General features: G+C 61.2%; 11 protein-coding genes. 7 read left to right on the top strand and 4 right to left on the bottom strand.

Annotated elements, in window-relative coordinates; translation table 11 throughout:
- Window positions 1–99: 99 nt before the first annotated feature.
- Window positions 100–792, bottom strand: a complete 693-nt coding sequence (locus tag AC2IR1_RS20315) for a GntR family transcriptional regulator (protein ID WP_486473795.1) — start codon at window positions 790–792, stop codon at window positions 100–102.
- A 239-nt stretch (window positions 793–1,031) separates the two neighbouring features.
- Between AC2IR1_RS20315 and AC2IR1_RS20320 the strand changes: the two genes are divergently transcribed.
- Genes AC2IR1_RS20320 through AC2IR1_RS20345 form a run of 6 tightly spaced genes read left to right on the top strand, consistent with a single transcriptional unit; the run spans window position 1,032 to window position 6,899 of the window.
- Window positions 1,032–2,099: an ABC transporter ATP-binding protein gene (locus AC2IR1_RS20320; RefSeq protein WP_486473796.1), complete on the top strand. Its 1,068-nt coding sequence runs from the start codon at window positions 1,032–1,034 to the stop codon at window positions 2,097–2,099.
- A 3-nt stretch (window positions 2,100–2,102) separates the two neighbouring features.
- Complete coding sequence (locus tag AC2IR1_RS20325) at window positions 2,103–3,137, top strand: ABC transporter substrate-binding protein (protein ID WP_486473797.1); 1,035 nt, start codon at window positions 2,103–2,105, stop codon at window positions 3,135–3,137.
- A 15-nt stretch (window positions 3,138–3,152) separates the two neighbouring features.
- Window positions 3,153–3,983 carry an ABC transporter permease gene (locus AC2IR1_RS20330; protein ID WP_486473798.1) on the top strand — a complete coding sequence of 277 codons (831 nt, stop codon included), beginning with the start codon at window positions 3,153–3,155 and terminating at the stop codon, window positions 3,981–3,983.
- Window positions 3,976–4,791: an ABC transporter permease gene (locus AC2IR1_RS20335; protein WP_486473799.1), complete on the top strand. Its 816-nt coding sequence runs from the start codon at window positions 3,976–3,978 to the stop codon at window positions 4,789–4,791. Before AC2IR1_RS20330 ends, AC2IR1_RS20335 begins: the two co-directional genes overlap by 8 nt.
- A 45-nt stretch (window positions 4,792–4,836) precedes the next feature.
- The gene (locus tag AC2IR1_RS20340) at window positions 4,837–6,246 is read left to right on the top strand and encodes a M24 family metallopeptidase (RefSeq protein ID WP_486473800.1); all 1,410 of its coding nucleotides are present in this window, start codon (window positions 4,837–4,839) and stop codon (window positions 6,244–6,246) included.
- Window positions 6,243–6,899, top strand: coding sequence for a flavin reductase family protein (locus tag AC2IR1_RS20345; protein WP_486473801.1), 657 nt, complete (start codon window positions 6,243–6,245; stop codon window positions 6,897–6,899). Before AC2IR1_RS20340 ends, AC2IR1_RS20345 begins: the two co-directional genes overlap by 4 nt.
- 340 nt (window positions 6,900–7,239) lie before the next feature.
- Here the strand turns inward: AC2IR1_RS20345 and AC2IR1_RS20350 are convergent, their stop codons facing one another.
- Entirely contained in the window at window positions 7,240–7,998 is a 759-nt protein-coding gene (locus tag AC2IR1_RS20350; protein ID WP_486473802.1) for a hypothetical protein, read from the bottom strand.
- Between the two features lie 235 nt (window positions 7,999–8,233).
- Window positions 8,234–10,702, bottom strand: coding sequence for a hypothetical protein (locus tag AC2IR1_RS20355; protein ID WP_486473803.1), 2,469 nt, complete (start codon window positions 10,700–10,702; stop codon window positions 8,234–8,236).
- 409 nt (window positions 10,703–11,111) lie between these two features.
- Between AC2IR1_RS20355 and AC2IR1_RS20360 the strand changes: the two genes are divergently transcribed.
- Window positions 11,112–12,512 (top strand): helix-turn-helix domain-containing protein, encoded by a 1,401-nt coding sequence (locus tag AC2IR1_RS20360; RefSeq protein WP_486473804.1) that lies wholly within the window; start codon window positions 11,112–11,114, stop codon window positions 12,510–12,512.
- Window positions 12,513–12,551: 39 nt separating this feature from the next.
- Here the strand turns inward: AC2IR1_RS20360 and AC2IR1_RS20365 are convergent, their stop codons facing one another.
- A complete protein-coding gene (locus AC2IR1_RS20365; protein ID WP_486473805.1) occupies window positions 12,552–12,800 on the bottom strand; it encodes an HP1242/YdcH family protein in 249 nt (82 codons plus the stop codon).
- Window positions 12,801–12,913: the final 113 nt, after the last annotated feature.

The following is a 12,913-nucleotide window of genomic DNA, read 5'->3' on the forward strand; positions in this document are numbered from 1 at the left end:
TGCCTCGCGGGCAGAGCGCCTGATTTGTGATCGCTTTGGCGCAATCCTGAGCGGTGCAAGAACGCCTCCGGGGAATCAGTCCCCGCTTATGGCCCCATTTCAGGCCTTGGCCGTCATCCGTTCCAGGATGGCGAGGAATTCGTCCTTCTCCCCATCCACGCCCTCGAACGCGATGCTGCTCTCCATCTCTTCCAGATGTGCGGCCATGGCGGTGCGGGCGGCGTCGAAATCGCCGCGCTTCAGGTGGTCGACGATCGCCTCGTGCTGGGCCACACCACTGCCGCAGCCCTGCTCCCTGTCATAAAGCGCATTCACCAGCGACAGCCGCGTCAGCACGTTCTGCAGCATGGCCATCAACACGCCATTCCCGGTGAAACCCGCCAGAATATGGTCGAAATCGCCTGCAATCCGCTTCTTTGCAGTAAAGTCGTCACCCGCGTGCACCCGGCGCTCGACCTCCACGGCGGCGTCCAGCGCCTCAAGTTCCTTCTTCCCCAGACGTCCGGGCAGGGCATCCATCACTGCAAGCTCCAGCACGCGGCGCGTGCTCAGCAGGTTCTTCGCCTCCTCCGCAGTAGGAGAGGCGACGAAAGAGCCGTGGTTGCGTCGCCGTTCCGCCAGGTTCTGCTGCGCCAGCAGCGACAGGGCCCCCCGCACCACCGTGCGGGACGCACCGAAATGCTTGGCCAGGATGTCTTCCTTAAGCTTGTCGCCGGGCTTCAGCGCCCCTTCGAAGATCGCGGCGCGCAGGGTTGCGCAGATCACTTCGGAAATGTCGTCGGACAGAATCATGTCGTCTTTCATGGAAGGCGCGCCCCGCAAGCTGGTCCTGAAAACTGCCTTGGATTTAGCGGTGGGGACTCGAAAAGCGCAAGTTTTCGTTTTCATAACGCTCATACGCGCGCCATGTCGACAGTTCTTGCTCAAATATTTCGCGAACAAACTTTCGCAAGTATTTGCGTATTGATTTGCAAACGCCCTCGCCACATGAGTCGTCTCACACCAGCCGCAACCGCCGGAGACCACGCCCCATGGCCAAGACAGGATTGCAGATCAGAGACGTCAATCACAGCTACGAGGACAAGCAGGTCCTTCATGACGTGAGCTTCGACGTCGCAGACGGCAAGGTCGTCGCCCTGCTGGGGCCTTCAGGTTGCGGCAAATCCACCATCCTGCGGGCCATCGCAGGTCTGATCACCCCGGACAATGGCCGGATCGAACTGCAGGGCCGTGACCTGACCCGCGTGCAGGTCCGTCACCGCAAGCTGGGGATGGTGTTCCAGAACTTCGCACTCTTCTCCCACATGACCGTGGCCGAGAACGTGGCCTACGGCCTGGCCCACCTGCCCCGCGCCGAACGCAAGGAACGTGTCGCCCGCCTGCTGGAGCTGGTGCGCCTGACCGCCTTCGCCGACCGTTTCCCGCCCAGCCTGTCGGGCGGCCAGCAGCAGCGGGTCGCCGTGGCCCGGGCGCTGGCCACCGATCCGGCGGCGCTGCTGATGGATGAACCCTTCGGCGCCCTCGACCGCGCCCTGCGCGCCGAACTGCAGGCCGAGCTGGTCCGCATGCAGGATGACGTGGGCATCACCACCGTCATGGTCACCCACGACCAGGAAGAGGCGCAGGCCGTCGCAGGCCAGCTGGTCGTCATGAACGACGGCCGGGTCGAACAGGTGGGATCGCCGGAAGAGATCTACGACAATCCCGCCAGCCTCTTCGTCAACGGCTTCATCGGCCATGCCAACAAGATCGCCGCCACGGTGACCGGCCCCGCCAGCCTCAGGGCGCAGGACGGCACCGAGGTCGCGATGACCCGCCCCGTCAACTTCATCCCCGGCACAGAGGTGATCGTCACCTCCCGCCCCGAGGATCTGAGCCTTTCGCTCACCGCCCACCCCGGCGCCTTCCCGGCGCGCTTCGACCGGGCCGTGGTGATGGGCCAGTTCCTGACCATCGACGCAACCCTGTCGGACGGCACCGCCGTCAAAGCGCAAGTGCTGCGCGACGGGGGCGCCCGACCCGCCAAGGGCGACGCCATCTGGCTGATCCCGGACACGACCCGACTGCACGTCTTCCCCGCATCCCCGAAAGGAGCCTGACCCATGACTACCCTGTCCCGCCGTGCCTTCACCATTGCCGGCCTTTCCGCCCTCGCCGCCCCGGCCCTGATCCGTCCGGCGCAGGCCGCTGGCGGCAAGGTCGTCGCCGCCACCTTCCCCGGCAGCTGGGAAGATGCCTACCGCACCATCCTGGGCCCGATGGTCAAGAAATCCGGCTTCGACCTGACCATCGCGCCCTCGCTGGCGCAGGACCAGATCGCCCGCCTGATGGCCAGCCCCGGCCAGCCGCCCTATGACGCGCTGCTGGTCTCCCCCGGCCAGACCGACATCCTGATCCAGCAGGGCCTGATCGAGAAGATCGACACCTCGCGCCTGAAGAACTGGGACAAGCTGAACCCAGCCGCCCAGAACGAATGGGGCCCCTACGTCACGATCGAAGTGAACGGCATCGCCTACAACCCCGAGGTCGTGGACAAGCCCGCCGGCTACAAGGCGCTCTTCGAGGACGAACAGTATGACGGCAACCTCGCCCTCATCGGCTTCGGCTCCAACACCGCGACCATGGCCTACACCGAGATCAACAAGGCCTACGGCGGCACCTACGACAACATGAAGCCGGTCTTTGACCTGCTGGAAGCCTACCTGCCCAAGATCGGTGCCATCGCGACGTCGGGTTCCAACCAGATGACGATGTACCAGCAGGGCGAGATCTCGGTCTTCATGGCCTCCACCGGCAACGTCGCCAAGCTGCGCGAACTGGGCATGCCCTGCGAGTTTGCCCATCCCGAAACCGGCTCCCCCTCGGTGCCCGTCTCGATCCACATGGTGAAGGGCGCGTCCAACCCCGATGGCGTCTACGCCTACATGGATGCCGCCATCGACGCGGCCGCCCAGACCCAGCTGGCCGAGCCGCCGACCGCGATGATCCCGACGAACCTGGATGTGCCCTACTCCGAGGTCGTCTCGCAGTTCGTCACGCCCGAGCAGGTCGCCAATGCCGTCTATCCGGACTGGCAGGCCATCAACAAGCACCGCGCCGAGTGGACGGAGACTTTCGACCGTCTCGTCGCACGCTAACCCCGGGAGGTCGCGATGATCCGGAAAGATACCCTGCTGTCCTGGCCCATGATCGCCTTCATGGTGGTGTTCTTCATCTCGCCGCTGGTCCTGCTGGCCGGGATCAGCCTGAAAGGTGCCGACGGTGGTTGGGGCCTTGGGAACTTCGCGACCTTCCTTTCCGATCCCTTCGCGCGGGGCGTGCTGACCGGCACGCTGGCGCTTGGGGCGAAGGTCACGGCCTGCGTGTCACTGGCGGCGCTGCCGCTGGTGATGCTCTACTGGCACGGCGGCAAGCGGCTGCGCAGCGTCATCATCATCTGCACGCTGCTGCCGATGCTGACCGCCAACGTGGTGCGCACCTTCGCCTGGGTCGTGCTGCTGGGCCGCAATGGCCCCATCAGCCAGTCGGCCCTGGCACTTGGCCTGACCGAAAAGCCCTTCTCCCTGCTCTTCTCCGAAACCGGGCTGATCATCGCGCTGACCCAGATCGAGCTGCCTCTGCTGCTGCTGCCGGTCTTCGCGGTCCTGAACCGCGCCGACCGCCGCACCCTTGAAGCGGCCGAGGTGCTGGGCGCGGGGCGCTGGCGCGCCTGGTTCTCCTCCATCTTCCCGCAGATCATTCCCGCGGTGCTGGCCGGCTGGGTGCTGGTCTTCGCCTCCGCCACCACCTCCTACGTGACGCAGAGCGTCATCGGTGGCGCGCGCCTCATCTACCTTCCGCAATTCGTCTACCGCGAGGTCGGGGTGCTGTTCCAATGGCCGATGGCCGCGGCGATCTCGATCCTTCTTCTGGCGTCGACCGGCGTCATCATGCTGGGCCTGACGATGCTGGCCCGTCACGAAAGGCTGCAGGGACATGCTTGATACACGCTCGAAGATTTCCACCGCGCTCTACTGGACCTTCGTCTGGGGCGCAGGGCTGGCAGTGCTGGCCTTCATGATCGGCCCGATCCTGCTGGCACTGCTAATGTCGTTCAACGCGGGCTCCACCCTGCGCTTCCCGCCCGAAGGCTTCTCGCTCCGCTGGTACAAGCTGCTGTTCGATCCCATCGCGTCCGAGCCGATCCATACCGCAGCCAGGAACTCGATCGAGGTGGCGCTGTGCACCGTGGCGCTGGTGACGCTGATCACCGCGCCCGCCGCCTGGGCACTGGCCCGCGCGCCCAAGCGCTTCTCCGGCTCGGTCGAGCCCATCCTGCTGGCACCGCTCGTCCTGCCCAGCCTCGTCTATGCGCTGGCGGCCCTTCTGGCGCTGTCGCTGATGGGCCTCGGCCCCTCCTTCATCGCGGTACTTATCGGCCATGCGGCGGTCTTCGCGCCGCTGATGTTCCGCACGGTGCTGGGGCTGGCGCAGCGCCAGAACCCGGCGCTGGAAGAGGCCTCCGCTACCCTAGGCGCCAGCCGCGGCCGCACCTTCCTGAAGATCAGCCTGCCGGGGATCCTGCCGGGCATCTTCGCCGGGGCCTTTTTGGTCTTCATGCAGTCGCTCGACAACGTCTCGGTCACGCTTTTCCTGGGCGATCCGGGCCGCACCATGCTGCCGCTGCGCCTCTTCGCCATGCTGGAGGAAAGCCTTGATGGCCGCGTCGCCGCCGTCTCGGGCGTGCTGATCCTGGCGGCAGGGCTGCTGCTGATCGTCCTCCAACGCTTCGGCGCGCGCGACGCGCGCTGACCCCTCACACACTCACGGAACTTCCCTTTCGGAAAGGACATCCCCATGAACGCGCATATTTCCCGCACGGTCCCGTCCATAGAACGCCTGCTGGGCGACTTCGAACCCGACTTCGACTTCACCCCGGCGATGCCGCTCCCGCCCTCGGAATACGCCGAACGCATGCGCAAGCTGAAGCGCGAGGCGGTCTCCGCCGGGCTCGACGCCGTGGTGGTGCATTGCGACAGTGTCGGCTGGTTTCACGCGGCCCATGCCTACCTGCGCTACCTCTGCGACTGGATGCGCGAAGGGGTGCTGATCGTGCCCGTGGACGAGGATCAGGATCCGACCCTTCTGTCCTTCTTCACCCAGTCCGTGATCCTGCCGCCGGGCGGTGAACCTGTCGGCGTGGACCGCATCCTGCAGATCGGTGCCGTGGGCCGCGAATATGCGGACATCCCCGGCGACTCCGGTGCCCTGACCATGAAGGCGCTGGTGCAGATCCTGAAGGATCTCAAGGCCGACAACATCGGCTTCATCGGCGACAAACGCTCCGCCGCCTTCCGCGCGGGGCTGGTGGCCGAGATGCCGAAAGCGCGGATCTCCGACCAGCACGGCATCCTCGACCGGATGCAGCGCAACCGCACCCAGAACGAGATCGCCCAGTTCCGCACCGCAGCGCAGCTGATCTCCATCGCAACGCAGGCGGCCTATCATGTCGCGCGGCCCGGCGTGACGGATTACGAGATCTACGCGGCCTTCACCATGGCCCAGATGGCCCGCGGCGGCGAGACCGGCGATGGCTACCAGATCGGCGCGAACCAGTGGGGCACCCATTGCGGCAAGCCCTACGGCCACGTCATGCGCAAGGGGGATCTGGCGAACCTCTATGTCTCCAACGTCACCTATCAGGGCTACACCGCCCAGACCGCCCGCATGTTCGCCTTCGGCGCGCTGACCCACCGGCAGGAACTGGTGCTTGAGGCCTGCACCCGTGGCGTCAAGGCCGCCGAAAAGCTGATCAAGCCCGGCACCCTCATCCGCGACCTGAACAACGCCGCCTTCGAGTCGTACATCGACGCCGGCATGCTGGCCGACGCCGAGGCGCGCACCATGCCCTACAACTGGCGCACCGCCGACGATGGCGGCCCGCGCGAGATCCCGCGCCAGTATGTGCCGGACGCCGACTACGAGGCGCAGGGCCGCAAGCTGATGCACGTCTACCCGGCGACCTTCGGGCCCCATAACCCCAACCTTGGCCATTCGGTCGGCATGGCGGGCGGGCAGAACGCCTTCAACATCTCCTCGCACAACTACGACAAGCTGGAAGAGGGCATGGTCTTCGTCCTGCACACCCAGTGGCTGGAACCGCAATCGGCAGGGGCCAACATCGGCGACATGTACGTGGTCACGGCCGACGGGTTCGAAAACCTCTCGCGCCACACCCCCCTCGAAACGCATCGGATCGAGGCATGAGCGAGACCATGAAGAGCCGTTCCTTCGACTTCGCCGAACTGACCCCCAAGGAGCGCTACAAGCTGCTCATCGGCACCGTGATCCCGCGTCCCATCGCGCTGATCACCACGGTCTCCGAAGACGGCACGCCAAACGCGGGGAGCTTCAGCTTCTTCAACATCCTCACCCATGATCCCGCGATCATGGCCGTGGGGATTGAACACAAGCCCGACGGCACCCCCAAGGACACCGCCGCCAACATCCTGGCGACGGGCGAATTCACCGTCCATATCTCGGATCAGGCGCTGGTCGACGGGATGGAGATCTGCTCGATCAAGTTCCCCGCCGACGTGGACGAGCTGGCCATCGCGGGCCTCGAAACGGCCCGCGGCGAAACCGTCCGCTGCCCCCGCATCACCGCGGCCCCGGCGGCCTTTGAATGCCAGCTGATGCAGACCGTCCCGGTCAGCCCCGCCCGCACCATCGTGCTGGGCCAGGTCAAACGCATGTTCGTGCGCGAAACGCTGGTGGATCCGGAAACGCTCTACATCGACCAGATCGGCATCGACGCGGTCGGCCGCCTCGGCGGCCACCTCTACGCCCGCCAGCTGGATCAGTTCGAAAGGGTGACACCGACGGTGGAGCAGTTCATGTCGGCCACGAAAGCGAGTTGACGCGATTGCAGATCGGCAAGGGCCCCGTCCAGGGGCCCCGCCTCCGCCCCGCGCTCGCGGAGACCGCGCCCCGCAATGCCCCTCGCAGGCCATCACCGGCATGCCCCGCCTGTCGCGACAGCGTCACCTCCCGCTGAAAGCAGGGCGTACCTTGCCGGGCAATGGCGTGGCGCCAAGGGCCAGCAGCCCTGCGCGCCGGCGCGTGACTGCACCGCCCCTTGCTCCTTGATAACGCAGGGGCAGCTTTTCGTGGACGCAGACAGGATGTTCTGTAAACGGCCCATTCCGGACATCCAGCAAGCTTGCATCATTCTGTGGTGCGGCCTACCGCACCGGAGATTCAGCGCTTGTAGCAATAGTCGATGATTTCGGAGAACCCCACCTCTTCTCGGGTCAGCCTCGCCTCCAGTTCGTTGAGTTGTTCGACGTTAGGAAGTTTGTCGGTTCCAGATATTGCAACACCAAATTCGGCGTTGTATTCTTTGCCGACCCTTGAAAGCTCAGCACTAAGCTGCCTCAAGATATCGTCCCTTAGTATCAATTGGTTTCGACGGAACCGGATCAGCCGGTGACAATCGAAAAAGTCGGAACGCTTGGATGAATCAAATTGTCTACCGTTCCAACCGGTGCCGCGCGTAGATCGATACAAAGCGTGCTCTTGCGAATCTTTCCAAACACGAAAATCAAAATAATTGGTCGGATTTGGGTTCTCGTGCGTGGCCTGAGGATGAAAATCGGTTACCCTTAGCTGGTGTTTGTCAAGGGCCGCCAACGTTCTACCCTGCGCAGAAATCATACGCCTGGTTGCTTTTGGAGTCTTGAATCGCATTATTTTCGCCGCATCCAAGATCCGAATTTCTCTTGGAATTTCTTGGTCACCTCGACCCCAGTGCCTCTCCGTTCGATTTGGCACCCACTGAATATGCACACCAAAGATACGCACAACACCAGCCGAACCGAACGAAGCTACGTGGATCTCCCCATCCTCAATATCGCCATGAATGAAGTAGTAAGCCTTCCCAAACCAGACAAGTGATCGAGCAATTTCCCCCACCAACTCACGTATTGTTTCGTCTAGCGAATGCGGCGCGTATCTCATTCTTATGTTCCCAAGCAACCGTTGCGTGAGCTCGTCGTCACTCGACCAGACCTCGAAAAGATCGTCGCTCCGACGGCTCACGGACCGAAACAAATTCGCGAAGTCCTCATTGAACATCCGCTGATTGAAATCAGGCCGCTTCCGCTCGCCTTTAATGAATGGCCGATCAACCAGCCCAATACGCAAGTCGTGAAGGTGAGGCTGATGCATTGGCTTAGCTCTAAGTACTCTCACGCTAGACCTCCTCTTCATCCAGGCGGCGAGCAAGATCTATGATGTGGTAGTCTACCTCGAAGTCGATGGGATCGAGTTGCGGTAAAATATGCTCTGCAAAGAACAAGTGAGATGCATCCGAAAAATTGTTTAATAATTCTCGTACAATTTTATTTCGGTGCGGCACTCCACCTTCCATGCCCATCCGATCACCAAACCCATCGTTCCTAGCACGTTGTTCGAACGAGATTTTCCAATTAATCCGAATCAATCCTCTCGGAGAAGCGCTCATACTGAAGCTATGCGGGTCCGAAAGGAGTATCATCCTCTTCAGGTATAGCTGCTTGTCAGCGGCATGACGAAGCCAAGCATCGAACTTTTCAAGAGCGCCCTCTGACAGTTTGTCGTTTTCGAAGTATGCCCCATAGAGGATGGCAAAGCCGCAGACGGACGCTAAATCATTAATTACCGTCGAGATGAGATGAAGCCGGAACTCGTCATCTATATCAAGCGACGGGTCCGCAAACCTCGAGTCCGCCGCCAGAAAAGCTAGGGACATGAACATTGGTAGAACCTTGTCCAGCTTACCTTCATCGTTTTCTTCAAGCGCGCTTAAGCATGCCTCAGCTAGTTCGAAATAAATTTGTCCAAAATGATCCGGCAGCTCATCGTTGTTTCTTGGCTCAAAGATGTGCCCAACCATAGCGCCGCTGCCAAGCATAGAAAGCGCGTTATCTCGCAAAACAGAAATCTGCTTCGACAGCTCAACGACGTCTACACATGCCAGCTCGTATTGCTTCTCGGCGTAGTGCTCATACTCATGATAACGACCCATTAGCTGTTCGAGTTCGTCGAACCAACGCGGCAGCTTCCAATGGCTATGTAAGCTCGCCAGGACGACCTGCGTTGCAGCCTCATACATCTTCAAATCCTTCAGAGAGGACGCAAAATCTGGAACCAATATTTTGTAGAAGCTGCAAACTTCAGGCAGGACTTTTGCGTAGTGCTGCAACAACTTCTGAACCACCAACTGTTGGACGTATTTTGGCTTGGATAGGCGCCGTCCTTCGATCTTTTTTTCAAATTCAATACGTTCGACAATGAAAGATAGCTCTACTTGCAGAAAGGCGGGCAGACTGCGCAGGGACTCTTCGCTCCACTCGTCTAAATCGAAGAACTTTTTCAATTCTTCCTCAAAAGTCATCATTCTTCGCAGAGTTTCCAAGCAGAGGCTGCTACCTAGTGCAGCCCATGTATCTGCTATGCTAATCTTTATCATCCCCGTTTCGTCATCCGCCAAAGCGTCCGGGGTGGCAAAAGCCGCTTCAATGATCTCTTTAAGTCTTTTGAGCTCTTGCATGCCGACGTTGAACTGAAACTGAGCTGCATAAGCTGGTATTCGGGTGGAAAAGCGACTGAGGAGCTTCAGTGCAAGGTTGAAGTCACCAACTTGAAATGCGAGTTCAATATGGCTTGCTAACCTTTTGACGACCTCGCGTTCAAGCCATTGGTAGTCGGTATTTTCTTCAATCAGCATTTCCTGGCTGCTAGTCTGCAACGCCATAGACGTCGCACTGTCTCCGGCAAAAAACCATTGTTTATGCCTGCTTCGCCTTGGAAACCAATAGCTTTCTTTATCGATTGTGTGTTTCTGCTGGAGGTAGTAAAGAAGCAAAGCAGTATAGTCGTCGGTCAAGGCAGGCAGGTTGTCTTCAAGGCCCTGCTCATCAGCTCTTACGCGATCATCAATATACGAGAGTTGATCAAGGGCGTGCCGCGCTGCCTTGGAGTGATGGTTGGCCAATGAAGACGAGTTCTTGCGGTTCGCTGCACCTTCGATGTGTCGTGCAATGCTGGGAAGTATCTCGCCGCGAACAAGCACATTCAGATCAAAGAAATTGAACAACCTCTGGCCCAATGGAAACAAGGCTAAAGCACTTAACAAAGTCAAAACCGTGCCAACAAAATAGACGAACAGTCCTGGTTCAAAACCAAACATCGGCAAAGTCGTTGCCGCCAAACAGAACATCGCTGCAAGCACCAAAACCCGAGAGTACACGCTGCCCACCTGCTCGTTGGTGAGCATATGGATGATGTCGCGGCGAAGTCTGGTGTAGCCGGCACTCAAAATGATGCCAATCGTAGCGAAGTAGATCGAGAAAATCGCAGTGAGCAGTTCAGCGTACAGCCTGAGTTGATCAACATTGAATTCTTTGTCGTCAGCACTGAGCGGCGTGAGCCAAGACTGCTTGTCCCTTACATAGTCTTCAGCAGAGATTAAGGCGGCCAGCCCCAAAACGACCCAAAATAGGCTTTTAACTCCAACCCATGTAAACGAGCCGATAACGCGGGCGCTTGCCTTGGCTTTGGTGACTGAGGTGCCCCTATTGTATGCACTTCGCTCGAATAGAAACCCAATCCTAGCAACCCTTGTGCGGAACCTCCAAAACCAAGGTTTGGAGCCAAGCCAGATTTTCAGCCGATCAATCAAAGAACTACACACCTTCGTTGGTTTGCGCGCAACATATAGTAGCATTCTATAACAATTACGAGTGGTAGGGGGAGGGGAGGCTACAAACGCGCTTCGCGGATTGCTGATTTTTAAGCGGCAGTACGACGCGTAAATGACCGCATAGGCCGCGCCCGGCAATCAAGTATCACTCGCAGTGAATTTCCGCCATCCGCCCGTTCCTGTAGGTGAAGCAGGGTTCCGCGGTGCGATCCTGGCGGAATGTCCGCTTCCGTGGTCTGACAGGGCTCGGCTCGCACGCGCAGAGAAGGTCCGCTCCCCGCCCTATCCCCCCCTACCCTCCCGCTCAAACCCCTTGTTAACCGCAGTTTGCAAAGTTAGCGTTTGCGCGGGCAAAGCTGCAAACCGCAGCTGCCCAGGGGAGGGGGACATGTCCGCACAAAAGCTCTACGCCGGTGCCAAGCTGCGGGAAACGCGGCAGAAACTTGGGCTGACCCAAAAGGATTTCGCCGCGAAGCTCGGCATTTCCCTGCCCTATCTCAACCAGATGGAGAACAACAACAGGCCGGTCTCGACCTCCGTCGTGCTCTCCCTGGCGCAGGAATTCGGCTTCGACGTGACCGAGCTTTCGACCGGCGACAGCGAACGGCTGGTCTCCGACATGCGCGAGGCCATGGCGGACCCGGTGCTGGCCGATCTCTCCCCGCCGCTGGCGGACCTGCGGCTGACGGCCTCCAACGCGCCGGCGCTGGCCCGCGCCTTCCTGCACCTGCACCGCGCCTACCGCCAGACCCATGAACGCCTCGCCTCCCTGGACGAGGCGCTCGGCCGCGACGATGCCCGCGCCACGCCCTCCCCCTGGGACGAGGTGCGCGACTTCTTCCACTACTGCGACAACTACATCGACGCCGTCGACCGCGCTGCCGAACGTTTCGCCACCCCGGTGCGCAATGAAAACAACATCCGCGTCCGCGCCGTCTCCGCCCTGGGCAACCTCGGCGTGCGGGTGAAGTTCGACGACATGGAACAGCTGCGCCGCTTCGATCCCGCCCGGAAGGAGCTGACGCTCTCGCTGCGCGCCGCGCCCGAAACCCAGACCTTCCAGCTGCTGCTGCAGGTCGCGCTGCTGGAGCAGGACAAGCTGCTGGAAGCCACGCTGGACCTCGCCCGGTTCCAGTCCGACACCGCCCGGTTGATCGCCAAGATCGGGCTGGCCAACTACTTCGCCGGGGCCGCGCAGATGCCCTACACCCGCTTCCTCGAAGCCGCCCAGGATACCCGCCACGATCTGGAGCTTCTGGCCATGCGCTTCGGCGCCTCGATCGAACAGGTGGCCCACCGGCTTTCCACCCTGCAGCGGCCCGGCGCCAAGGGGATCCCCTTCTTCTTCGTCCGCGTCGACCAGGCCGGGACGATCACCAAGCGCCACTCCGCCACCCGGCTGCAATTCGCCCGCTACGGTGGCGCCTGCCCGCTCTGGAACGTGCACCGCGCCTTCGAAACCCCGGGCCGTTTCCTGCGCCAGCTGGCGGAAACGCCCGACGGGCACCGCTATGTCTCCCTCGCCCGCGATGTCTCGAAACCCGGGGGAAGCTGGGGCGCCCCGGTGCGCCGCTACGCGATCTCGCTGGGATGCGAGGTCGCCCATGCCGACCGTCTGGTCTATGCGGACGGGCTCGACCTTTCCAGCCCGCAGGCCTTCGAACCCATCGGCATCTCCTGCCGGATCTGCGAACGCGAGCGCTGTCACCAGCGCTCGGTTCCGCCTCTTGAACGGCGCCTGACCATCGACACCAACGCCCGCGGGACCCTGCCCTACGAGGTCGGCTGACGGGACAGGCGCCCATCAGCCACCATCCAGGGCCCCTTTTCAGGCAGCCTGGGCCGCCTTCAGCGCGACAAAGATCTCGTCCTTCAGGACGCCACGCTGCTTGCGCGCCTCCACCATCGCCAGGTCTTCCATGGGCTCGATGTTCGACTCCCACAGGTGGATCTTGTCGTTGATCGCCTCGTAATCTCCGGCCAGCTTTGCGAAATGCGCGTCAGCGGCCTTCAGGGTGTCGATGGTGGCCACGAATTCCGGGAATTCCTGGTCGAGCGTATGGGGGGTATGCGACATCTTTCCGGTCCTTTCACTACATTTCCCGCAGCAGAGACTATTGATGATTCCACGCCGCGACTTTGACCTTGATCAAGCCGACATACGCCACCGCTTCCCCGCCCCCTCCGTGC

This window comes from Pseudooceanicola sp. NS-SX8 (assembly GCF_057380755.1).

Coding starts and splice junctions, on each gene's coding strand:
- AC2IR1_RS20335 (WP_486473799.1), top strand. CDS start 3,976: ATGCTTGATACACGCTCGAAGATTTCCACCGCGCTCTACTGGACCTTC.
- AC2IR1_RS20350 (WP_486473802.1), bottom strand. CDS start 7,998: ATGAGATACGCGCCGCATTCGCTAGACGAAACAATACGTGAGTTGGTG.
- AC2IR1_RS20325 (WP_486473797.1), top strand. CDS start 2,103: ATGACTACCCTGTCCCGCCGTGCCTTCACCATTGCCGGCCTTTCCGCC.
- AC2IR1_RS20315 (WP_486473795.1), bottom strand. CDS start 792: ATGATTCTGTCCGACGACATTTCCGAAGTGATCTGCGCAACCCTGCGC.
- AC2IR1_RS20360 (WP_486473804.1), top strand. CDS start 11,112: ATGTCCGCACAAAAGCTCTACGCCGGTGCCAAGCTGCGGGAAACGCGG.
- AC2IR1_RS20340 (WP_486473800.1), top strand. CDS start 4,837: ATGAACGCGCATATTTCCCGCACGGTCCCGTCCATAGAACGCCTGCTG.
- AC2IR1_RS20320 (WP_486473796.1), top strand. CDS start 1,032: ATGGCCAAGACAGGATTGCAGATCAGAGACGTCAATCACAGCTACGAG.
- AC2IR1_RS20365 (WP_486473805.1), bottom strand. CDS start 12,800: ATGTCGCATACCCCCCATACGCTCGACCAGGAATTCCCGGAATTCGTG.
- AC2IR1_RS20345 (WP_486473801.1), top strand. CDS start 6,243: ATGAGCGAGACCATGAAGAGCCGTTCCTTCGACTTCGCCGAACTGACC.
- AC2IR1_RS20330 (WP_486473798.1), top strand. CDS start 3,153: ATGATCCGGAAAGATACCCTGCTGTCCTGGCCCATGATCGCCTTCATG.